The 21920-nt window shown below is 69.5% G+C and carries 18 protein-coding genes; 11 read left to right on the forward strand and 7 right to left on the reverse strand.

Annotated elements, in window-relative coordinates; genetic code table 11:
* The 8 genes from nadC (at position 1) to BG418_RS07540 (ending at position 5390) form a co-directional block, all read left to right on the forward strand.
* Entirely contained in the window at positions 1-1011 is a 1011-nt protein-coding gene (gene nadC, locus BG418_RS07505) for a carboxylating nicotinate-nucleotide diphosphorylase (RefSeq protein WP_188272937.1), read from the forward strand.
* 3 nt (positions 1012-1014) lie between these two features.
* A complete protein-coding gene (locus BG418_RS07510) occupies positions 1015-1821 on the forward strand; it encodes a type III pantothenate kinase (protein WP_188272938.1) in 807 nt (268 codons plus the stop codon).
* A gap of 144 nt (positions 1822-1965) precedes the next feature.
* On the forward strand, positions 1966-2820 hold the full coding sequence (locus BG418_RS07515; RefSeq protein ID WP_188272939.1) for an arylamine N-acetyltransferase: 855 nt from the start codon (positions 1966-1968) through the stop codon (positions 2818-2820).
* A 160-nt stretch (positions 2821-2980) separates the two neighbouring features.
* Entirely contained in the window at positions 2981-3556 is a 576-nt protein-coding gene (locus BG418_RS07520; RefSeq protein WP_188272980.1) for a hypothetical protein, read from the forward strand.
* Positions 3557-3570: 14 nt separating this feature from the next.
* Positions 3571-3750 carry a hypothetical protein gene (locus BG418_RS07525; protein WP_188272940.1) on the forward strand — a complete coding sequence of 60 codons (180 nt, stop codon included), beginning with the start codon at positions 3571-3573 and terminating at the stop codon, positions 3748-3750.
* 181 nt (positions 3751-3931) lie between these two features.
* Complete coding sequence (locus tag BG418_RS07530; protein WP_317453547.1) at positions 3932-4366, forward strand: BlaI/MecI/CopY family transcriptional regulator; 435 nt, start codon at positions 3932-3934, stop codon at positions 4364-4366.
* A 9-nt stretch (positions 4367-4375) separates the two neighbouring features.
* Entirely contained in the window at positions 4376-4897 is a 522-nt protein-coding gene (locus BG418_RS07535; RefSeq protein ID WP_188272941.1) for an amino-acid N-acetyltransferase, read from the forward strand.
* A 154-nt stretch (positions 4898-5051) separates the two neighbouring features.
* On the forward strand, positions 5052-5390 hold the full coding sequence (locus BG418_RS07540) for an Lsr2 family protein (protein ID WP_188272942.1): 339 nt from the start codon (positions 5052-5054) through the stop codon (positions 5388-5390).
* On the opposite strand, the gene BG418_RS07545 is transcribed toward BG418_RS07540, so the two are convergent.
* Complete coding sequence (locus tag BG418_RS07545) at positions 5369-6034, reverse strand: SCO3374 family protein (protein ID WP_223184487.1); 666 nt, start codon at positions 6032-6034, stop codon at positions 5369-5371. The two genes, BG418_RS07540 and BG418_RS07545, sit on opposite strands and share 22 nt — an antisense overlap.
* 450 nt (positions 6035-6484) lie before the next feature.
* On the opposite strand from BG418_RS07545, the gene BG418_RS07550 reads away from it, so the two are divergent.
* Positions 6485-9010, forward strand: coding sequence for an ATP-dependent Clp protease ATP-binding subunit (locus tag BG418_RS07550; protein WP_101389435.1), 2526 nt, complete (start codon positions 6485-6487; stop codon positions 9008-9010).
* A gap of 104 nt (positions 9011-9114) precedes the next feature.
* Here BG418_RS07550 and BG418_RS07555 read toward each other — a convergent pair whose 3' ends face one another.
* Positions 9115-12267 carry a serine protease gene (locus tag BG418_RS07555; protein ID WP_223184488.1) on the reverse strand — a complete coding sequence of 1051 codons (3153 nt, stop codon included), beginning with the start codon at positions 12265-12267 and terminating at the stop codon, positions 9115-9117.
* 18 nt (positions 12268-12285) lie between these two features.
* Complete coding sequence (locus BG418_RS07560) at positions 12286-15486, reverse strand: NACHT domain-containing NTPase (protein ID WP_188272943.1); 3201 nt, start codon at positions 15484-15486, stop codon at positions 12286-12288.
* Positions 15487-15804: 318 nt separating this feature from the next.
* Between BG418_RS07560 and BG418_RS07565 the strand changes: the two genes are divergently transcribed.
* Positions 15805-16446, forward strand: coding sequence for a M23 family metallopeptidase (locus BG418_RS07565; RefSeq protein ID WP_188272944.1), 642 nt, complete (start codon positions 15805-15807; stop codon positions 16444-16446).
* A gap of 152 nt (positions 16447-16598) precedes the next feature.
* Here the strand turns inward: BG418_RS07565 and BG418_RS07570 are convergent, their stop codons facing one another.
* Positions 16599-17189: a TetR/AcrR family transcriptional regulator gene (locus BG418_RS07570; RefSeq protein WP_188272945.1), complete on the reverse strand. Its 591-nt coding sequence runs from the start codon at positions 17187-17189 to the stop codon at positions 16599-16601.
* A 129-nt stretch (positions 17190-17318) separates the two neighbouring features.
* Between BG418_RS07570 and BG418_RS07575 the strand changes: the two genes are divergently transcribed.
* Positions 17319-18959, forward strand: coding sequence for an MDR family MFS transporter (locus BG418_RS07575; protein WP_398997926.1), 1641 nt, complete (start codon positions 17319-17321; stop codon positions 18957-18959).
* Positions 18960-19193: 234 nt separating this feature from the next.
* Here the strand turns inward: BG418_RS07575 and cseC are convergent, their stop codons facing one another.
* The 3 genes from cseC to BG418_RS07590 are packed head-to-tail and all read right to left on the reverse strand — an operon-like array spanning position 19194 to position 21892.
* Entirely contained in the window at positions 19194-20501 is a 1308-nt protein-coding gene (gene cseC, locus BG418_RS07580) for a two-component system sensor histidine kinase CseC (RefSeq protein ID WP_188272947.1), read from the reverse strand.
* 34 nt (positions 20502-20535) lie between these two features.
* The gene (gene cseB / locus BG418_RS07585) at positions 20536-21240 is read right to left on the reverse strand and encodes a two-component system response regulator CseB (RefSeq protein ID WP_188272948.1); all 705 of its coding nucleotides are present in this window, start codon (positions 21238-21240) and stop codon (positions 20536-20538) included.
* Between the two features lie 52 nt (positions 21241-21292).
* Positions 21293-21892 (reverse strand): hypothetical protein, encoded by a 600-nt coding sequence (locus BG418_RS07590; protein WP_188272981.1) that lies wholly within the window; start codon positions 21890-21892, stop codon positions 21293-21295.
* Between the last annotated feature and the right edge of the window lie 28 nt (positions 21893-21920).

Here is a 21920-nt window from a genome sequence, read left to right on the forward strand (position 1 = left end):
GTGAGCACCCCCGACGAACACCGTCCCGAGCCGGTGGACGTACCGCTGATCCAGATCGGCGCCCCCGCCGGTGCAGGCGGCTGCGGCGACGACTGCGGCTGCGGCGACGAGGACGTCTACGAGTGCGGGCTCGACCCCTCGCTCGCCGTGCTGCTCGCCGAGGCGGGCCTGGACCCCGTGCAGGTCGAGGACGTCGCGCACGTCGCCATCGAGGAGGACCTGGACGGCGGCGTGGACGTGACGACCGCGGCGACCGTGCCCGAAGAGGCCGTCGCCACCGGTGACTTCACCGCGCGCGAGGCGGGTGTCGTCTGCGGTCTGCACATCGCCGAGGCGGTCCTGTCGATCGTCTGCACCGAGGAGTTCGAGGTCGAGCGGCACGTCCAGGACGGCGACCGCGTCGAGGCCGGGCAGAAGCTGCTCAGCGTCACCACCCGCACCCGCGACCTGCTCACCGGCGAGCGCAGCGCGCTCAACCTCATGTGCCGCCTGTCCGGCATCGCGACCGCCACGCGCGCGTGGGCGGACGCGCTTGAGGGCACCAAGGCCAAGGTCCGCGACACCCGCAAGACCACGCCGGGGCTGCGCGCCCTGGAGAAGTACGCGGTCCGCTGCGGCGGTGGCGTCAACCACCGGATGTCGCTCTCGGACGCCGCGCTGGTCAAGGACAACCACGTGGTGGCGGCGGGCGGCGTCGCCGAGGCGTTCAAGGCCGTACGGGAGGCGTTCCCGGGCCTGGCGATCGAGGTCGAGGTCGACACGCTCGACCAGGTCGGCGAGGTCCTGGCGGCGGGCGCCGACCTGATCCTGCTGGACAACTTCACCCCGGAGCAGACCGCCCAGGCCGTCGAACTCGTCGCCGGGCGCGCCTTCCTGGAGTCCTCGGGCCGCCTCACCCTGGACAACGCCGCCGCGTACGCCGCGACCGGCGTCGACTACCTGGCGGTGGGCGCGCTCACCCACTCCTCCCCGATCCTCGACATCGGCCTCGACCTCCGCGAGGCGGAGTAACCGATGCTCCTGACGATCGACGTAGGCAACACGCACACGGTCCTCGGCCTGTTCGACGGCGAGGAGGTCGTCGAGCACTGGCGCATCTCCACGGACGCGCGCCGCACCGCCGACGAGATGGCGGTCCTGCTCAACGGTCTGATGGGCATGCACCCGCTGCTCGGGGCGGAGCTGGGCGACAACATCGAGGGCATCGCGATCTGTTCGACGGTGCCGTCGGTGCTGCACGAGCTGCGCGAGGTGACCCGCCGCTACTACGGCGACGTCCCGGCGGTGCTGGTCGAGCCCGGCATCAAGACCGGCGTGCCGATCCTCATGGACAACCCGAAGGAGGTCGGCGCCGACCGCATCATCAACGCGGTCGCGGCGGTCGAGCTCTACGGGGGCCCGGCGATCGTCGTCGACTTCGGCACCGCGACCACGTTCGACGCGGTCAGCGCGCGCGGGGAGTACGCGGGCGGCGTCATCGCGCCCGGCATCGAGATCTCGGTCGAGGCGCTCGGCGTCAAGGGCGCCCAGCTCCGCAAGATCGAACTGGCCCGGCCGCGCGCGGTGATCGGCAAGAACACGGTCGAGGCGATGCAGGCCGGCATCGTGTACGGGTTCGCCGGGCAGGTCGACGGCGTCGTGACCCGGATGGCCCGCGAGCTCGTCGGCCCCGGCGGCGACCCGGACGACGTCACGGTCATCGCGACCGGCGGCCTGGCGCCGATGGTCCTGGGCGAGTCGCACGTGATCGACGAACACGAGCCGTGGCTGACACTGATCGGCCTGCGGCTGGTGTACGAACGCAACATCTCGCGCCTGTAACCGCCTTGGCCGGGGCCCGCGCCCAGGGACCCCGGCCCCAGACCCAACGGCCGAGGTCAGCAGCGGAATACCGCCACCTCCCGCATCGCTCCAACCGTCGTACGTATTTCGGCGATTGACGTGATGACACCAGGAGCCCCGCGCATGTGGAACGGCGACGCACTCGACCTCGACGCCTATCTGGCCCACCTCGGATACGAGGGGGACCGCTCGCCCTCCTTGGAGACGCTGCGCGCGCTGCACCGGGCCCATGTGCTCTCGGTGCGCTGGGAGAACCTGGAGGCGGTGCTGCGCAAGCACCGCCCGCTCGATCTCGCGTCGGTCCAGGCCAAGCTGATCGGCAACGCGCGCGGTGGCACCTGCTACGAGCACGTCACCCTCTACGCGGCCGCCCTGGAGCGCCTGGGCTTCACCTTCTTCGCGGTCCAGGGCCGGGTCCAGATGGGCGCGGCCAAGGTGCGGCCCGAGACGCACGCCATGGTGATCGTGGAGCTGGACGGCAGGCGCTGGCTCAGCGACATCGGCTTCGGCGCGAGCCCTCTTGAGCCCATCGAGCTGACCGACGCGACGGAGACCACGGACGGGGTGTGGGCGTACCGGCTGCGGCGCGGCGAGGTCACGCCCGGCGCCGACGGCTACACCCTCTTCCAGCCCACCCGCGAGGGCGAGGACCAGGTCGACAACACCGGCGACGGCTGGATGACCCGGCACACCTTCACGCTCAACCCGCAGTACCCGGCCGATTTCCGGGTGACCAACCACTTCGGCTCCAGCAGCCCGTTCTCGCCCTTCAGCGACCGCGTCTTCGTGCAGCGCGTGCACCCGGACCGGCTGCACATCCTGGACAACCGGCGGCTGATCACGGTCCGCCCGGGCGAGCCCGGCCTGCCCGAGAGCCGGGAGCTGGAGCCGAACGAGCTGCCGAAGGTGCTGGCCGACGTGTTCGGGATCGAGCTGTCGGACGAGGACGCGGAGCTGCTGCTGCCGAAGCTGACCTGAGCGGGGCGGGGCGGGGCGGGCCCGGGGCCGGGGGCCTTCGGATTCGCGAAACTCCCGGCACCGCCCGGGCCAACGCGCCGAACACCGTCCATTAAACGGATTTTGTCCATTTAGGACGTATCGTCACCGCATGCCCACGCCCTACGGATCCCGCGGCGGAATGGCCTTCAGCGCAGACGAGCTGCGTGTGCTCCGACGCGCCCTCGCCGTCGCCCTCCACCCTGCCCCCCTCGCGGACGCGGACGTCCAGGACTGCCTGCGGCTCGCCGGCTCCGTCGACGAGGCGGCGCGGGAGGCGAGCCGGCTGCGCACGTTTCTGCTGGCCGATCTCGCCCGTTACCGCACCGCCCTGCCCGGCTCCGCGCGCGGCTATCTGGAGCTGCTCCAGGACGCCCTGGCGGCCGGTTACGACCCACAGCCCGACGACCTGATGGCGCTGCGCGGCCTGCGCGCCCATCCGGTCGCCGCCGCGCTGCTCGAACGGTGCCGGCGCCTGGCCGAGCACTCGGTGCGGACCCGCCTCGCGGCCGCGACCCCCGGGCCCCGCACCCGTCTGCTCGCCTTCCCGGGCGGGCGGGCCGCGGCCGACGACCAGAAGCCGGCGCCGAAGCCGACGCCCAAGGCCGAGCCGCAGCCCAAGGCGCCGCGCCCGGACCGGCCCATCCCGACGCCCGGCGAGGTCTTCCCGCCACGCCGCAAGCCCACGCCCCCACCGGCGGCCCGCGCGGCCGGGTAGCTACTCTGGTCGGCATGGACTACGTTTCCGCGCTCGTTCCCCCCGTGGTGATGGCCGTCTTCTTCATCGGGCTCATCGTGACGATCGTCAAGAGCCAGGGCGGCCCCAACAAGGGCAAGGAGGACGCGGCCGTGGACGCCGCGATCGCCCGTGCCGAGGCGGCCCAGCAGCAGCCGACCGCCGGCCAGGTCTGAGAGCCGTACCGCCGTCGGGTCCCTGCGGCCCGCCCGGCCGTGCGTACCCGTATACGCGGGTACGCACACGTACACGTAAGCGTGACAAGAGCGCGCGACCCTTATCGGGGCGCGCGCTCTTTTTGCTGTTCACCACCGTAAATAACCAGCCATTCGCGACATCTCCCACTATGGTGCAGATGTGCCTCGCCAATTGGGAGAGCTGGAAGACGCCGTGATGACGCGCGTCTGGCAGTGGAACCGACCGGTCACCGTCCGGGAAGTCCTGGAAGACCTTCAGCAGGAACGGTCCATCGCCTACACGACCGTCATGACGGTAATGGACAATCTCCATCAGAAGGGCTGGGTGCGCCGGGAAGTCGACGGGCGGGCCTATCGATATACCGCCGTCTCCACCCGGGCCGCCTACGCGGCCGCACTGATGAACGAAGCGTGGTCGCAGAGCGACAACCCGGCCGCCGCCCTTGTCGCGTTCTTCGGCATGATGTCGCCGGAGCAGCGGGAAGCTCTGCGTGATGCCGTACGGATGGCCGGACAGCCTATGGAGAGCACGGCCGACACCGAGTCCCCGCCCCCGCCCGGGCCCGATGAGACCGGGGACGTCCCGGGGCGATAGCGTCCGCTCATGCCTTATGCCCCTGCAAATGCCGTCACCGTCCGCCGGGCCAGGACCAGCGATGTACCGGCGGTCCGCGGCCTTCTCGACGCGTACGTCGGCGCGGGGATCCTGCTCGACAAAGCGACCGTGACGCTTTACGAGGACATCCAGGAGTTCTGGGTCGCGGAACGCGACTCGGATGCCCGGGTGGTCGGCTGCGGCGCGCTGCACGTGATGTGGGAAGACCTCGCCGAAGTGCGCACTCTCGCGGTCGACCGCGAGGTGAAGGGCGCGGGGGTCGGACATCTCGTACTGGACAAGCTGCTCGGGACGGCCCGCTGGCTGGGCGTGCGCAGGGTTTTCTGTCTCACCTTCGAAGTGGACTTCTTCGCGAAGCACGGCTTCACCGAGATCGGCGAGACTCCGGTCGACACAGATGTCTACAGCGAGCTGCTGCGCTCCTATGACGAGGGTGTCGCCGAGTTCCTGGGTCTCGAACGAGTGAAGCCGAACACCTTGGGCAACAGCCGGATGCTTCTGCACCTGTGATCGCGGGAAGCCCGGGGAAGCCGACAGAACCCTATGTCCGAATCGCGTACGTTTCCCGCTCGCTCGGGCACCTGAACCTGTCCCGAGGGTTTGTGTTTTCCAGGCAAAAGCGGTTTCCTTTCCGCGTACTGCATTTTCGATGAAAGGAAATCCCGTGGCACAGAAGGTTCAGGTCCTTCTTGTCGACGACCTCGACGGCGGCGAGGCGGACGAGACCGTGACGTTCGCTCTCGACGGCAAGAGCTTCGAGATCGACCTCACCACCGCGAACGCAGACAAGCTCCGGGAACTGCTTGAGCCCTACACGAAGAGCGGACGGCGTACCGGCCGTGCCGCGAGCGGCCGGGGCAAGGGACGCGCCGTGATCGCGCCGTCCGGCAACCAGGACACGGCCCAGATCCGCAAGTGGGCCAAGGAGCAGGGCTACAACGTGAACGACCGCGGACGCGTCCCGGCCGATATCCGTGAGGCCTACGAGAAGGCGAACGGCTGAGTTCCCGCGTTACCCGACCTCTTCGCGTCCGCCCTCTCGGGGGCGAGTGCGGAGCCGGTTACCGATTTCGTGGGGAACAACCGGGCGCGGTGGCATTCCGTGGCCGCCGCGGCCACCAGCCGGACGAGGTCGGGGGTGCCCCCACCGCCCCCGTCGACCCTGCGTCCGGCGAATCCGGTGAAAGCCGGAAGGGTGGCTTCTACCTCGCACCCCGGCTCGGGAGGCCGCAGCCATACGGCGGTCTCCCGCGAGCCGTCCCACCCGGACGGCACGGGCGCGGTGATCCGGCCGTCGGCGCCGACAGCCGACAGGTCCAGGGCGACCCCGCCCCACTCCAGCCAGTCGAGCAGCCCCGGCAGCTCCTCCGCGCTGCCCGCGGCCACCAGGAACCGCATCCGCCGCCCCATCAGGGCGACCGGGCCGGTACGCGCGTACCGGCTCAGCAGCGCGGCACCGGCCGGAGCCGGCACATCGAGCACGTCGAAGCGCAGCCCCGTCAGCAGCCGCACCGGCGGCCCCGCCGCCACCGCCCAGCCGAGCTCCCGCTCGTACCACTGGGCGAGCGGAAGGCCGAGCGGCGCGCGGGGCGGGGGGACCTGCGCGAGCGGAGCCGACAGCTCGGGGGAGGGCACGGTGAGGGCCATGTCCGGAGCAACTTCGGAAACGTCCTGGAGTTACGCAGAGTTTCCTGACGATCGCGCTCCGTTGCGACATCGGGGGCGCTCAAGGGCATTCGGCAGCGCAAGTGTGTTCGCCCTTAGCTGAGGGAAGCGGGGCGCGCCGCATGGACTGTCAGTGCTTACGGGTAAGACATTCCTAGTGGGGAGGGGCGACACGCTCGTCGGGCCGTCTCGCGTTCGCCATCGGCGTACTGGAGACAGGGGTATCTGCCTGGCCTGCGGGAACATCGTCTCGCACCATCGGGTTGGAGCAGTTGTCGGCTGTTCGGCAGTAAGTTTCCCCGCCTGGGCGGGGGTGATCGGGTCGGATGTCGGCAGTTGGAATGAGCTGTCCCGTCCCACGGGACTAGCATGCGGAAGGACAGGGAGGGGACCGACCCCTAACTGCCCGACCGCTCTGAGGAGCGATTAACGATGTTCGAGAGGTTCACCGACCGCGCGCGGCGGGTTGTCGTCCTGGCTCAGGAAGAAGCCCGGATGCTCAACCACAACTACATCGGCACCGAGCACATCCTCCTGGGCCTTATCCATGAGGGTGAGGGTGTCGCCGCTAAGGCCCTGGAGAGCCTCGGGATTTCGCTCGAGGCGGTCCGCCAGCAGGTGGAGGAGATCATCGGCCAGGGCCAGCAGGCCCCGTCCGGTCACATCCCCTTCACGCCCCGTGCCAAGAAGGTCCTGGAGCTGTCGCTCCGCGAGGCCCTCCAGCTCGGCCACAACTACATCGGCACCGAGCACATCCTGCTCGGCCTGATCCGCGAGGGCGAGGGCGTCGCCGCCCAGGTCCTCGTGAAGCTGGGCGCCGATCTCAACCGGGTGCGGCAGCAGGTCATCCAGCTGCTCTCCGGCTACCAGGGCAAGGAGGCCGCCACCGCCGGCGGCCCGGCCGAGGGCACCCCCTCGACCTCCCTGGTCCTCGACCAGTTCGGCCGGAACCTCACCCAGGCCGCTCGTGAGTCCAAGCTCGACCCGGTCATCGGGCGCGAGAAGGAGATCGAGCGGGTCATGCAGGTGCTGTCCCGCCGCACCAAGAACAACCCGGTGCTCATCGGCGAGCCCGGCGTCGGCAAGACCGCCGTCGTCGAGGGCCTGGCGCAGGCCATCGTCAAGGGCGAGGTGCCCGAGACCCTCAAGGACAAGCACCTCTACACCCTCGACCTGGGCGCGCTGGTCGCCGGTTCCCGCTACCGCGGTGACTTCGAGGAGCGCCTGAAGAAGGTCCTCAAGGAGATCCGCACCCGCGGCGACATCATCCTGTTCATCGACGAGCTCCACACCCTGGTGGGTGCGGGTGCCGCCGAGGGCGCGATCGACGCGGCTTCGATCCTGAAGCCGATGCTCGCGCGCGGTGAGCTCCAGACCATCGGCGCCACCACGCTCGACGAGTACCGCAAGCACCTGGAGAAGGACGCGGCCCTTGAGCGCCGCTTCCAGCCCATCCAGGTCGCCGAGCCGTCGCTGCCGCACACCATCGAGATCCTCAAGGGTCTGCGCGACCGGTACGAGGCCCACCACCGCGTGTCCATCACGGACGAGGCGCTGGTCCAGGCCGCGACGCTGGCCGACCGCTACATCTCGGACCGCTTCCTGCCGGACAAGGCGATCGACCTGATCGACGAGGCCGGTTCCCGGATGCGCATCCGCCGGATGACCGCGCCGCCGGACCTGCGCGAGTTCGACGAGAAGATCGCGGGCGTGCGCCGCGACAAGGAGTCGGCCATCGACTCCCAGGACTTCGAGAAGGCGGCCTCTCTCCGCGACAAGGAGAAGCAGCTGCTGGCGGCGAAGGCCAAGCGCGAGAAGGAGTGGAAGGCCGGCGACATGGACGTCGTCGCCGAGGTCGACGGCGAGCTCATCGCCGAGGTCCTCGCGACCGCGACCGGCATTCCCGTCTTCAAGCTGACCGAGGAGGAGTCCTCGCGTCTGCTGCGTATGGAAGACGAGCTCCACAAGCGCGTCATCGGCCAGAAGGACGCCATCAAGGCGCTCTCCCAGGCGATCCGTCGTACCCGTGCGGGTCTGAAGGACCCGAAGCGCCCCGGTGGCTCGTTCATCTTCGCCGGCCCGTCCGGCGTCGGTAAGACCGAGCTCTCCAAGACGCTCGCCGAATTCCTCTTCGGCGACGAGGACGCGCTGATCTCCCTCGACATGTCGGAGTTCAGCGAGAAGCACACGGTTTCCCGTCTCTTCGGTTCCCCGCCCGGATACGTGGGTTACGAAGAGGGCGGCCAGCTGACCGAGAAGGTCCGCCGGAAGCCGTTCTCCGTCGTCCTCTTCGACGAGGTCGAAAAGGCCCACCCCGACATCTTCAATTCCCTGCTCCAGATCCTGGAGGACGGTCGACTGACCGACTCCCAGGGCCGGGTCGTCGACTTCAAGAACACGGTCATCATCATGACCACGAACCTCGGCACCCGGGACATCTCCAAGGGCTTCAACCTGGGCTTCGCCGCCCAGGGCGATGTGAAGACCGGCTACGAGCGCATGAAGGCCAAGGTCAACGAGGAGCTGAAGCAGCACTTCCGCCCCGAGTTCCTGAACCGTGTCGACGACACGGTGGTCTTCCACCAGCTCACCGAGGAAGACATCATCCAGATCGTCGACCTCATGATCGCCAAGGTGGACGAGCGTCTGAAGGACCGCGACATGGGCATCGAGCTCAGCGCGGACGCCAAGTCGCTGCTGGCGAAGAAGGGCTACGACCCGATCATGGGCGCGCGCCCGCTGCGCCGCACGATCCAGCGCGAGATCGAGGACATCCTCTCCGAGAAGATCCTCTTCGGCGAGCTGCGCCCCGGCCACATCGTGGTCGTCGACACCGAGGGCGATGGCGAGGCGAAGAAGTTCACCTTCCGGGGCGAGGAGAAGTCGGCGCTGCCCGACGTCCCCCCGATCGAGCAGGCGGCCGGCGGCGCCGGCCCGAACCTGAGCAAGGAGGCGTAGCCTCACCGGGCTCGTCTGGCTCGTTTTGAAGGGGCTGCTCCGGATTCCGTACGCGAATGTGTACGGGGGCCGGGGCAGCCCCTTTCTGTAGGGGTGGGGGCTGGTCAGGTCACCTTTCCGTCGATCACTATCGCCACCCCGCGCAGGGGACGACGGAGTGCCTTGATGGCGTCACGCCGCCGGTGGCCCACGCCATTGAGCCTCAGCCGGGTCAGCGAGGGGAACCGCTGGGGCAGGAGCTCAAGACCGTAGATGTCGAAGTCCGCGTGCAAGGGGTTCAGGCGCAGGGCGAGGCTGCGCACCCCGGGGCAGGGATCCGCCGCGAGGAACGGCTCGGCGGAGAGGACGGACAGATCCAGATCGGTGATCCCGGGCATTCCCGCGATTCGGTTCAGCAGGTCGGACGGGTCGGCAGGGTGATCCACCCGCAGAGAGGACAAGCCCCGCCAGGCTTCGATGCCCGCCATGTCGACCCCGTCGGTCGATTCCAACGTCAGCGAGGACACGCGGGGGAGCGCCGGTATCGCCGCCAGCCGGTCGACGCCGGTGTCGCGGATGTACAGACTGGTGAGCGTGGGGAGGCCGGGAAGCGTGGAGAAGTCGTTGAGCAAGAGGCAGTCGACCACGCCGAGTGCCTGAAGCTCCTCGTTGACATCGCCAAGGAACGACAGGTCACGAACAGCACTGTTGGTCCCCAAGGTGAGCGTGCGCAGTCGCAAGTCACGCAGGGGTCCGGCCAGTTCTTCCGCGGTGAAGGACCCGGTGAGCTGAAGCCGCCGGACGTCGGTGAGAGTGTGAAGCTCTAGCAGCTGCTCCCGTGAGGTCACGTGCAATGCGTGTGTGGTCAGGTTGATCCGCCCCAGTACTTCGCGCGCGTACTCCCTGGTGGGAAAGCTGTCCCAGGCGCCGACGAGGATCTGGGCCGCCTCAGGAGTATCGACCCAGGCTCGTGCGTACGGGATGGCCTCGTACCCTCCGATCATGCTGATGAGCAAGGCCGTGTACCTCACGGCTGAGCGGTACTCGCCGAAATCTCGCGGCCCGGGCAGCCGATCGAGCAGAGGCGGGCCGAGGCGGGCGAGCTTTTGGACGTCCTGCAATTCAGCGGGCGGCAGCATCGCATCGATGCGACGCCAGACGTGCGCACGGGTCTCCTCGTCGAGCCACGCCGCGTGCTGGGCACACAGCGCCCCCAGGATGTGAGCCTCCGGCGCCCTGTCCAGGAAGTCCGACCGGACCCGTACGTTCAGCAGCCCATTGACCAGATCGGCCAGTTGCCGCCGCCCACAATGCCCCGCCGCCAGCAGAATGACGTCCTGCCACTGCTCCTCCGTGGCGTGCTGCACCAGCTCCTTGATGTGGTCGTCCTCGACCAGTTCCTTCGCGGCGAGGAAGTCCTGGAAGGTGCGATGGGCGAACTGGTAGACATCGTCGGTGCGTTCCTGGAGCAGGCCCGTGCGGTTCAGCAGGTACCGCAGTACGTCGGGCGCCGCGCCCTGGGCCCGTACGCGGTCCATCCCCCGCAGCGCCCGATCAATCTGGAGCACGGCCTGTTCCGCCGAGAACTCCGCCTGACCTTCCCGTACAAGCCACACCGCGATCCGCTGGAGCAGCTGGGTGGACTCCTCGACCGTGAGGGTGATCCGTTCCGGCGAGCCGACCTTGCGGCGTTCGTCCCGTTCCCCGAGGAGCATCCGCAGGGCTGACTGATACAGCTCCCAGCGTGTCTTCGGCAGGAAGCCCTGACGTAGTCGGTGCAGGGCACAGATGACCGCGCAGAGCAGGGGCGTACGGGCGAGGCCGGTCAGGGTCGCGTTGGTGCGGAACTGGTGGGCCAGGTCGCGTTCCAGCTCGTCCAGCGGTTCGCGCTCGTCGCCGTCCAGGCGGGCCGCGTTGTGCCAGGCGGTCACGAACGCCTGGATGTCCTCGTCCCGCATCGGCAGCAGCCGCAGCTCCTCGAACCCGTCGCGCCGCAGCCAGCCGGGCTCGACCGCGAGGGGGCGTACGGTCGCGATACAGCGGTTGTCCGGGTAGCGGTCGAGGAGGTTGGAGAGCCAGCGATGGGCCTCCTCGCGGGCGTCCGGCGGAACCTCGTCGAGCCCGTCCACGAGCAGTAGTGCCCGGCCCGCCTTCAGGACCCGGGCGGCCCAGCCCTCCGGCGCGCCGTCGATCATCAGACGTGCGGCGTACGGGAGTTGGTCGGGAAGCGGATACATGACGCCCGATCCGCGCAGGGTGCGCAGCGGCACCACGAACGGCACCAGCCCGTTCAGCTCGGCCAGTTGGGGGCCGAGCGTGCCCGCCGCCGTGTGTGCCGCCAGCCACCACACCAGGGTCGTCTTGCCCGCGCCCGCGTCGCCCCGCAGCAGGACGCGCGGCCGGGACGCCAGCAGCGCGTCGATCCGCTGCGGAGCACCGCTCTCGGGGACCCCGGACGCGCCCGCCTCCTTCGACTGGGCCTCCAGGCTCAGATACGCCGTGTCCAGGTCCCATTCGGAGTCGTGCTTGTTGAGCTCGTCCAGGCCGAAGATCTTGGTGCGGCGGTACTGGGCGCGCAGGGCTTGGGCGTACTCCTGCTCGTAGCGGAGGTCCTCCGGGTGGCTGCCGGTGGCGCCCTCCAGACGCAGCACCACCGGGGGCGCGCCCAGCCTGGCGCACGCCTCGGAGAACTGCCGGTTCTCGACGACCGTCTGTACGGGCACACATTCCACGCGGCGGTGGCCGCGCCCTCGGGGGACCTCCTTGACGATGCCTATCAGGCCCGCGCCCGCGAAGACGGGGGCGCCGGAGAGCCCGGCGAGCGGCGAGGTGCCGTCGGCCCGCTCGGTCGCGGGTGGGCGGTCGAACTCGAAGGTGAGGACGTTGCGCAGCAGCCCGGATATCGGCAGGACGGTGCCGGCGAACTGGTCGAGGTCCAGCGTCTGTCCGTCCTGGCGTTGGACGTCCGGGTACCCGATGATCTCGCAGCCGGACAGCGGCCGGTCGGTGGCCAGCGCGCCCATGCGCAGCCCGCCCGGCGTGGGAAGCGACCCGGGGTTCAGATAGCGGAGAAGCGCGGCGTCGAGGTCGTCGTCGCGCCAGGCCACCTCGCACTGGACTTTCCGGGGGACGCCGGGGAAATTCACAAAAGGCACGACGAACTGCCTGGCGAGGAGATGCGCACACGTCAGTACGAGCCCGGGGCTGATCAGAATGTCGGTACCCTGCCGGGCTCCCATGACGGCCACGACGTGCTCCGCACCCCGGAACGTTTTCATGCGGGCCTCCCGAGCCAGCTACGAGGAAATGCCGAACACATCCACACCCTCCGGAAGTTGCGACAACCCGAAGACTTCCGCCGCCGCCGTCCCCACCGGAAACCGGACCTGAAGCAGTGTCGACGGCACTGTCAGCTGCCGTATGTCGTAGAACATCTCCTCCAGATCCACATTCAGCACATGCAGACGCGGGAACATGTCGGCGAGCCGGGCGAAGGCGGCGGCCGGGACACCGTCGACCAGGTAGAGCTGGAACACCGACGGGATGCTCAGCCCCCGAGGGGCCCTAGTCAGGGACTCGCCCGTCACCTGCAACGTCCGCAGGCCCGGCATGCGTGCGGGCTCCATCCACTCCGCCTCGGCGCGCGGGCTGCTCAGCAGGCCGAGGTAGAGGCCCGCCAGCCGCGTTCGGCCCTCGGCGAGGCCGCGCAGATCGTCCGCGATGACCCCGCTCGCATCGAGCAGTTCCAGCGAACGGCCTGACGGGAGGTCCGCCGGGTACAGGGCCATCGCGCCGTCGAGGGAGAGGCTGCGCACGCGGTTGAGCGTGGCGAGCGGGCCGTAGTCCGCGTGGCCGATCCCGGCCAGCCGCACCTCCACCAGCGGTTTGTCGCTCAAGCCCGTGAGGTCCGTCAGTTCGGGGCAGGCCTCCACGCGAAGATCCGTGAGCGGGTGCGGCCCCGCCAGGAACGACAGGTCCCGCAACATCACGTTCTCCATCACCCGCACCCGCGTAAGTGACGCCTCGGCCGCGTACGCGCTCAGCGCCTCCGGCGAGATGTCGCCGCGCGCGTCCAGCATCGGCCGGGTGCCGAGCGCTCGCAGGGCCTCCAGCTGCTCGTCGGAGGTGACCGTGAAGAAGACGCCCTCGGGGTCGATGCGGGCGATCACCTCGTCCGCGTACTGCCGGGTCTCGAACCTGCCCCAGGCCCAGACGAGTTGGGCCCGTACGACCGTGTTCGGATGGCCGCAGAAGCGGGCCAGGAACGGGATCGCGCGTTCCGACGCCACATGGGAGGCGGCGACGACGACCAGTTCGGCGGTCTCGCGGTCCAGGCCCTCCGGGCCGGGCAGCAGGCCCAGGATCAGCGGTCCGGCCGCCGCGAGCGCCCGCGCGGCCTCGAAGCTGCGGGGCGGGATCAGTTCGGTCGTGCGCCGCTCGACCTCGGCCCGTACGGCGGGATCCAGCTCGGCCGCGTGCTCCAGGCAGGTCGCGGCGAGCAGATGGACCCGGGTGCGTACGCTCGGATCGGCCGCTGCGTCCCCGTACTTGATCAGCTCGGTGAACAGCTCCACCCGCTCCCTCGGCCGCGCGTGCGCGACCGCCATCCGTACGACGTCCTCCCACTGGTCGTCGGCGGAGTGGGCCACGAGCAGGCCGAAGTCGCCCGCCTCGACGGCCGCGCGGGCGCCCAGGTAGTCCTGGAAGGTGCGGTGGATGAAGTCGACGGTGCCGGGGGCGGGTTCGCGCAGCAGACCGCTGCGGTGCAGGAAGTGCTCGAAGACCGCCGAGGCGTCACCGAGCTCCGCCAACTCCCGTACGGACGGCAGCAGATCCGCGATCACCGACTCCGCCCGGGAGCGGTCCATCTCGGTGCGGCCGTTGCGGATCAGCCAGTACGCGAGCTGCTGAAGCAGCTGGATCTGCGGCTCCTGGCGGCGCTCGGGCACGCGCATGTCGCGTTCGCGGTCGCGGCGGATGAGGAGCATGGAGAGCGCCGCGTCGTACAGGTCCTTGCGGCCGTACGGCAGGAAGCCGCGGCGGTCGCGGTGCAACGCGCAGATCAGTCCGCACATCAGCGGGTTGGTGGCGAGCCGCCCGAGGTCGGGCTTGGCGCGGACGGCTTCGAGGAGCTGGGACTCGTACGAGGTCAGCTCGGCGTCGTCGTCGGCGGCGCCTGTACGGGCCGCGTCGTGCCAGCGGCGGATGAAGGCCGCGACGTCCGCCGGGCTCATCGCGCACAGCGTCAGCTCGGTGAACTCCTCGTCGGCGAGCCAGTCGTCCCGTACGGCCGAGGGGCGCGAGGTCACCAGCCAGCGGTTGCCGGGGTACGCCTCGATGAGATCGCCCAGCCACGCGCGCGTGGCGGCCCGCTCGGCGTCCGGGATCTCGTCGATGCCGTCGACGAGGACGATCCCCCGGCGTGCCTTGAGCACCCTGGCCTCCCAGCCGGGCGGCTGCTCGCCCGCGAGCGGAGAGCCGATCGCGGCGAGGAAGTCCTTGGGGGCGGGGAGGCGTTCGCCGTGGCGGGTGAGGGTGCGCAGGGGGAGGACGAAGGGGATGCGGTCCTGGAGGTAGGCGGTGTGGCGGTCGACGTGCTCACGCGCGGCGGACAGGGCGAGCCACTGGATGAGCGTGGTCTTGCCGGAGCCCGCCTCGCCACGCAGCAGGACGCGCTCGTGGTCGGCGAGGGCCTGGGCGGCGGGGCGGGGTTCGAAGGCGAACTGGGGAGGGGCGTAGGTGTAGTGGGCGGTCTTCCCGCTGCCGGCCGTGTGCCAGCGCACCGCCACGCGGCCCGTCACCTCCAGGCTCAGATACGCGGCGTCCAGCGGCCACTTGCGGGGCGTGTTGGTGAGGTCGATGCCGTAGATCGTCAGCTTGCCGTGCTTGGTGGCGAGATGGGCGAGGTAGCGCTGCTCGAACGTGGCGTCCGCCGCGTCGGGACTGGGGTTTCGCGCGATCAACTCATCTATTTTCGCGATGAGTTCGGACTGGCGACGGGTCTGGTGGACCAGGGTCGAGGCCACGAACGTCGAGCGCTGGGTGAAGAAGTTCAGGATGTGCAGACAGGTGGTGTCGAGCAGGCGCTCGTAGAAGTGGGTCGCGTCGGCGGAGAGGTGGCGCTCGGGGTGGTCGCCCGCTCTTCGTAACTCCCGGGCGAGTACGGCGGGGCCGAGGCCGACCGCCTCGGCGTCGCTCTGGGTCAGGTCGCCCAGCGCGTGGAGTGTACGGGCCAGCGCGTCCGTTACCGCCTGCTCCTCGTCGGCCGGGATCGGCCGTTCGCCGGAGCGCAGGGCCGCCGTGACGAGTTTGTGCGCCAGTTTGCGCAGATCCGCCTCGTCGAGCGTGCGTTTCTCGCCGTGGAACGAGACGTACGACGAGATCCGGAGCGGTCTGTCGACCAGGCCCGCGCCGGGCGGTTCGCTGACGAACAGCTTCCGGATCAGCGGGGTGACGACGGCGGACGCGAGTTTGGTGCCTATCAGGCCGGGTTCCACGACGCGTCAGCGTAGCGGGGGTCGCGGGACCTTGGTCCCGAAACGGACGGACTTACGTCCCTGGTGGGGGCGGGGTGCGGTGACAAGACGCACAGGGGGGTGAGCGTCTACTACCTCCGATCGGAGGCCTCGGTTCGCGGGCGGTCCGCGCCTGGATCCGGCTGGATCGCGTGCCGTCGGTGATCGATACGGCTTTCGGTAGTAGATGGGCGTTTTGGGGCGAGGTGGGGGTTCGGGTTACCAAGTTCTGGCTCGTTTTACGTCGGCCGTATGCCCGTATGCCCGTATGCCCGTTCCTGCTCGGAGGTATGTCCTCGTATGTCTCAGCCCCGTAGTCCTCGCTCGTCCGTGTTCCGGCTGTCCGCCGCTGTTGTGGGTGCGGGTGTGGGTGCGGTTGTGGCGTTGGCGGGGGCCGGGGCGGCCGTGGCTGCCGACGCGGGCGCTTCGGGGTTGACCGGTCCGGCTGCCACTGTGGCCGCGCAGGCTGCGGCGCAGGCCAAGGCAGCTGTGCAGGCGAAGGAGGCGGCTGCCGCGAAGGCGGCGTTGTGGGTCGACCCCGTGGACTCGTACACGCTCAGCGCCACCTTTGGCAGCGGTGGGTCGATGTGGGCGCATCAGCATTCCGGGCAGGACTTCGCCGTGCCGGTGGGTACGCCTGTGAAGGCCGTGCATGCGGGTGTCGTCGTGAAGGCCGGGCCTGGTGGTGGGGGTGATGGTCCTGCGTACGGCAATGCGGTGGTGATTCGGCATGCCGATGCGACGTATTCGCAGTACGCGCATCTTTCGCGGGTCGATGTGCACGTCGGGGAAGCGGTGTCCACGGACCAGGTGATCGCGCTCTCCGGTAACACCGGGAACTCCAGTGGGCCGCATCTGCACTTCGAGATCCGTACGACGGCGGATTACGGCTCCGCCGTTGACCCCGTTGGCTTCCTGCGCCACGAGGGTGTCACCGTCTGATCTCGTCTGCGGGCCGGTGGGGGCTTGTCGCGCAGTTCCCCGCGCCCCTGAAAGCCCTCGGTCGTCTGCGGACCGTGCTGGGTTGCTCGCGCAGTTCCCCGCGCCCCTAAAAGCGGGGCGGGCGTGGCCGGTCGCGACGGTCCCCGCGGCCCTTAAGGGGCGCTGCTGGTGTCCCCACTGTGCGCCTGCGTCACGAGGTCGATCGCGACCTCCAGGATCGCCTTGCGCTTCTCCTCCGGGTCGCCCTCCAAGTCCCGTAGGGCGTGCATGCCCACGTGCATGGAGAACAGGGCCGTGAAGCAGCGGATCTGGTCTGTCAGTGGTGCGCCCGGGTCCTTCAACAGCTCCACCATCGCCAGGACTCGGTCCTTGAAGTTCTCGCCGATGGAGAGTTCGCGGACCGTCGCCTGGTTCTCCTGCATGAAGCGGAAGAGGGGGGCCGCGTCGATGAGGGCGTCGCTGTAACGTCGTAGGAGCTCGATCTTGGAATCCAAGGTCTGGGGCTGCGTCTTGCCCCATTCCAGGAGTTCGTCCATCGGTGTGGTGAGGTCCTGAAAGACGCTCACCAGGATGTCTTCCTTGGTTTTGAAGTGGTAGTAGAGCGCCGCCTTGGTGACGTCGAGGCGTTCCGCGATCTCCCGCAGTGACGTCTTCTCGTACCCCTGCTCGCCGAAGAGCTCCAGGGCCACGTCCTGGATCCGCTGGCGGGTGTTGACCCGTCGGCGAGGGTTTCCACTGGTCATCGAGCTCTCCCGAAAACTTACTTGACGCCCGGCTAGTGAGGGGTCTACTTTCCCCAGTGTAGTAGCAACTAGCCGGGCGGCAAGTAAGTGTCGGGCAGGGGAGTGGGAAACATGGCTGAACAGATACCTATGGAGGCCGGTGCCGGACCGGTGGCTCCACCGGCGGGACCGAAGCAACGCAGTGTGCGAGTGGTCCTGCTGGCCCTGATGATCGCGATGCTCCTCGCGATGCTCGACAACATGATCGTGGGCACCGCGATGCCCACCATCGTCGGTGATCTCGGCGGTATGGCGCACCTGTCATGGGTGGTCACCGCGTACACCCTGGCCACCGCCGCCTCCACGCCCATCTGGGGCAAGCTCGGCGACATGTACGGCCGCAAGGGCGCGTTCCTCAGCTCCATCGTGGTCTTCCTGGTCGGTTCCGCGCTCAGTGGAATGGCCCAGGACATGGGCCAGTTGATCGGCTTCCGGGCGATCCAGGGTCTGGGTGCCGGCGGTCTGATCGTCGGTGTCATGGCGATCATCGGTGAGCTGATTCCGCCGCGTGAGCGGGGCAAGTACCAGGGCATGATGGCCGGTGTCATGGGCATCGCCATGATCGGCGGCCCGCTGGTCGGCGGCTCCATCACCGACCACCTCGGCTGGCGCTGGTCGTTCTACATCAACCTGCCGCTCGGCGTGGTCGCGCTCGCGATGGTGACGGCCGTACTGCATCTGCCGAAGAAGAAGTCCAAGCCGAAGATCGACTACCTCGGTACGGTGCTGCTGACCGTCGGGATCACCGCGATCGTGCTGGTCACGACGTGGGGCGGGACGGAGTACGCCTGGGGCTCGGCCCGGATCATGGAGCTGATCGCGCTCGGCGTGGCGTCGCTCGTCGGGTTCTTCTTCGTCGAGACCAAGGCCGCCGAGCCGATCGTGCCGCTGCACATCTTCCGCAGCCGCAACTTCTCGCTGATGGCGGGGATCGCGTTCATCACCGGGTTCGTGATGTTCGGCGCGGTGCTGTTCCTGCCGCTGTACCAGCAGTCCGTGCAGGGCGCTTCGGCGACCAACTCCGGTCTGCTGCTGCTTCCGATGCTGCTGTCGATGACGGTCGTCTCGCTCTTCGCGGGCCGCGTCACGACGTCGACGGGCCGCTACAAGGCGTTCCCGATCGTGGGCAGCGTTCTGGTGGCGGTCGGCATGTACCTGCTGTCGACGATGGGCACCGGCACGACCCGGCTGACGTCCGGCCTGTACATGGCGATCCTGGGTGCGGGCATGGGCTGCCTGCTCCAGATCACCATGCTGGTGGCGCAGAACAGTGTGGAGCTGCGGGACATCGGCGTCGGCTCCTCGACCAGCACGCTCGCCCGTACGCTCGGCTCGTCGTTCGGTGTCGCCATCATGGGCGCGCTGTTCAACAGCCGGGTGCAGGACGAGATGATGGCGCGCGGTGGCGCCGGGGTGACCGAGCGGTCCGCCCAGCTGAACGCGGCGAGCCTGGCGAAGCTGCCGCCGCAGCTGCGGGAGGCGTACCAGCACGCGGTGTCGTCCGGTACGCACGGGGCGTTCCTGCTGGGTGCGGTGGTCGCGCTCGGCGCGCTGGGTGCGGCGCTGTTCGTGAAGGAAGTGCCGTTGCGGGGGGCGGGGCCGAAGCCGTCTGGCGACGCGCCGGACGCGGCTGCGGCCACGGTGCCGGACGCGGTGCCTGCGGCTCCTGAGTCGGCCCCGGCTGACGCGGTCGAGTCCGTGGACCGTACGGACGTACGCCAGAAGGTCTGACCCCACGCCCTGACCAGCCCGAAGGCCCCCGGAACCTGTCCTCCGGGGGCCTTCGTCGTGTTTGGATCCCCCACCCCGCCCCTTCCCTGAAGCCCTGTGCGGGCGGCCGGGGTCTTCGGCTGCGGGCCGGTGGGGGCTGATCGCGCAGTTCCCCGCGCCCCTAAATACCTAGGGGCGCGGGGCTGTGTCGATTTGCGGCTCCGCCGCGTGGGCGCGAGCAACCCAGGGCCCGGCCTACTGACCCGGCAGCACCGGAAAGCTTCCCGTTGCCGTCGGGGCGTGTTCCGGGAGCCATAGGACTGCGATCGCGCCGCTGGTCGTGGCGGTGCCCGTGCCCTCGGGGGCCGCGTTGCGGAAGGTCAGGCGGGCGCCCAGGACCTTCGCCTGGCCCGCCGCGATCGTCAGGCCCAGGCCGTGGCCGTGGCCCGCCCGGTCGCTGCTGCCGGTGCGGAAGCGGCTGGGGCCCTCGCGCAGGAGGGCCTCCGGGAAGCCGGGGCCGTGGTCGCGGACGCGGACCACGCGGCCCTCGACCGTGACCTCCACCGGCCCCTTGCCGTGCTTCGCCGCGTTGCCGAGCAGGTTGCCCAGGATGCGTTCCAGGCGGCGCGGGTCCGTGTTCACCCAGGATTCGTGCACCACCCTCACCGTTACGTCCGGGTCGAGGAGCGACACCCTGCGGCTGACGAACTCGCCCAGGGCGATCTCCTGGAGCTCGGCCCGCTCGCTCGCGCTGTCGAGCCGCGCCACCTCCAGTACGTCCTCCACCAGCGTCCGCATCGCCTGGGCCCGGTTGCGTACCAGCTCGGTGGGGCGGCCGGGGGGCAGCAGTTCCGCCGCCGTCAGCAGGCCCGTCACCGGGGTGCGCAGTTCGTGCGCGATGTCGGCGGTGACGCGGCGCTCGGCCTCCAGGCGTTCCTGGAGCGCGTCCGTCAACGCGTCGACCGCGCGCGCCAGTTCATCGGTCTCGTCGCGTACGACGCCGCCGATCGCGTCCCGTACCCGTACGTCCGTATGGCCTTCGGCGACCTTCGTCGCCGCTGCCGCGGCCTTGCGCAGGCGGCGGGAGATCTGGCCGCCGATCAGGATGCCGAGCGCGCAGCCGCCGAACACGACCGCGACCGAGCCGATGACCAGGGCGCGGTCGAGGTCCGATATGACGTTGGAGCTGCGGTCGGTGAACGTGCTGTGCAGCGACAGGATGTCGCCGTTGCCGACCGGCACGGCCGCCCAGATGTCCGGCACGCCGCTCTTCGGCTCGTGCACGGACGTGGCCCGTCGGCCCGCCTCCGCCTTGGCCTTGAGGTCGGGCGGCAGCTTGGGGTCGTTGAGCTTGGCGCCGAACCGGGTCTGCTTGCTCGTCTCGTAGATCCGCTGCGCGAACAGGACCCGGTCGAGCTGGAGGTCGCGCGCGTTGTCGAGCATCGAGACCCGCGCCGCGTTGTGTACGACCAGGCTCAGCGCCATCACGGTGAGCGCGCCGACGGCGGTGATGGCGATGCTGATCTTCCAGCGGACACCGGTCCGCAAGGCGGGGCGCCTCACGCGCGCCTCCCGCCCTCGGGGCACACCATCCGCCTCACGCCTTCAGTTTGTAGCCGAAGCCACGTACGGTCTCGATCCGGTCCTGGCCGATCTTCGTGCGCAGCCGCTGCACATGCACGTCCACCACTCGGGTGTCGCCGCCCCAGCCGTAGTCCCAGACCCGCTCCAGGAGCTTGTCGCGGGAGAGCACGGTACCGGGCGCGGAGGAGAACTCCAGGAGCAGCCGCATCTCGGTCGGGGTCAGCGCGACCGTCTCGCCGCCCTTGCGGACCTCCATGCCCTCGGTGTCGACCTCCAGGTCGCCGAAGGCGAGAAGGCCCTGCTCGGTGTCGTCGTCGGCCTCGGCGGCGCCCGCGTTGGGCCCGCCCGCGTGCCCGAAGCGGCGCAGCACCGCACGGATCCGGGCGACCAGGACGGCCCCGTCGAACGGCTTGGTCACGTAGTCGTCCGCGCCCGCCTCCAGGCCCAGGACCACGTCGATGGAGTCCGCGCGCGCGGACAGCATGATCACCGGGACGGTCGACTCGTCGCGGATACGGCGGCACAGGCTCACGCCGTCGAGCCCGGGCAGCATCACGTCGAGCAGCGCGATGTCCGGCTGGTCGGCGCGGAACGCCTCCAGACCGGAGAGCCCGTCGGGCATCGCGGTCACGGTGAAGCCGTCGCGCTCCAGCGCGAGCTGGGTGGCTTCACGGATGACGTCGTCGTCCTCGACGAACAGGACATGGGTCTCGGCCATCGTGCTGCTCTCAGTTCCTCGGCGTGCGCTTGCCTGCTGCGTACGGATGCGGTCAGGGCGAGGCCGGTACGGGCGCCTCGGTGCCCTCGTCGTTGCCGACCGACTTGCTGAAGTCGTTCTCCACCTGGTCGTGCTGGGCGAACTTGGTGCCCGACCAGCGGTACGTGGTCACGATCTCACTGGAGGCGAACGCCGGCTTGTCGCCCTTCGCGTACATCTGCCGGGTCACCACCAGGTCGCCCCGGTCGATCTCCGCGTAGACCGGCGCGTCCTCGGAGGTGAAGACATTGTCGTACGAGGAGCCGTCCGCGCGGTAGACATACGAGCCGAGTCCCACCGCGTCGCCGCAGGTCATCACGTTGACCACGACGTCCTGGCCGGCCGCGCCGGTCACATGGCCGTAGCTGACGTCGATCGGGTACTCGCTCTTCACACAGGGCTTCAGATCGGCCTTCACGCGCTCGCTGACCTTGGGGTCGGCCTTGAGCAGCTGCACCGCGTTGACCTTCTTGAAGGGTGCCTCGGAGGTCGCGGACGGCGACGGTGTGGCGTGGCTCACCTTGTCGGTGTGCGCCTCGCCCTCGTCGCGCGTTCCCGTACCGCCCGTGGAGCACCCGGCGGCGAGCAGCCCGAAGGCGGCGAGCCCGGCCATCGCCGTGGTACCCGCCGCCAGCACGCCC

Source organism: Streptomyces sp. CBMA152 (genome assembly GCF_014596475.1).
Classification (GTDB): domain Bacteria; phylum Actinomycetota; class Actinomycetes; order Streptomycetales; family Streptomycetaceae; genus Streptomyces.

What these genes read in the sequence shown, in the direction of transcription:
- BG418_RS07590 (WP_188272981.1), bottom strand. Translation starts at nt 21,892, where the DNA reads ATGGCCGGGCTCGCCGCCTTCGGGCTGCTCGCCGCCGGGTGCTCCACG.
- BG418_RS07510 (WP_188272938.1), top strand. Translation starts at nt 1,015, where the DNA reads ATGCTCCTGACGATCGACGTAGGCAACACGCACACGGTCCTCGGCCTG.
- cseB (WP_188272948.1), bottom strand. Translation starts at nt 21,240, where the DNA reads ATGGCCGAGACCCATGTCCTGTTCGTCGAGGACGACGACGTCATCCGT.
- BG418_RS07550 (WP_101389435.1), top strand. Translation starts at nt 6,485, where the DNA reads ATGTTCGAGAGGTTCACCGACCGCGCGCGGCGGGTTGTCGTCCTGGCT.
- BG418_RS07555 (WP_223184488.1), bottom strand. Translation starts at nt 12,267, where the DNA reads ATGAAAACGTTCCGGGGTGCGGAGCACGTCGTGGCCGTCATGGGAGCC.
- BG418_RS07535 (WP_188272941.1), top strand. Translation starts at nt 4,376, where the DNA reads ATGCCTTATGCCCCTGCAAATGCCGTCACCGTCCGCCGGGCCAGGACC.
- BG418_RS07545 (WP_223184487.1), bottom strand. Translation starts at nt 6,034, where the DNA reads ATGGCCCTCACCGTGCCCTCCCCCGAGCTGTCGGCTCCGCTCGCGCAG.
- BG418_RS07515 (WP_188272939.1), top strand. Translation starts at nt 1,966, where the DNA reads ATGTGGAACGGCGACGCACTCGACCTCGACGCCTATCTGGCCCACCTC.
- BG418_RS07520 (WP_188272980.1), top strand. Translation starts at nt 2,981, where the DNA reads ATGGCCTTCAGCGCAGACGAGCTGCGTGTGCTCCGACGCGCCCTCGCC.
- BG418_RS07570 (WP_188272945.1), bottom strand. Translation starts at nt 17,189, where the DNA reads ATGACCAGTGGAAACCCTCGCCGACGGGTCAACACCCGCCAGCGGATC.
- BG418_RS07525 (WP_188272940.1), top strand. Translation starts at nt 3,571, where the DNA reads ATGGACTACGTTTCCGCGCTCGTTCCCCCCGTGGTGATGGCCGTCTTC.
- BG418_RS07565 (WP_188272944.1), top strand. Translation starts at nt 15,805, where the DNA reads ATGTCTCAGCCCCGTAGTCCTCGCTCGTCCGTGTTCCGGCTGTCCGCC.
- BG418_RS07575 (WP_398997926.1), top strand. Translation starts at nt 17,319, where the DNA reads ATGGAGGCCGGTGCCGGACCGGTGGCTCCACCGGCGGGACCGAAGCAA.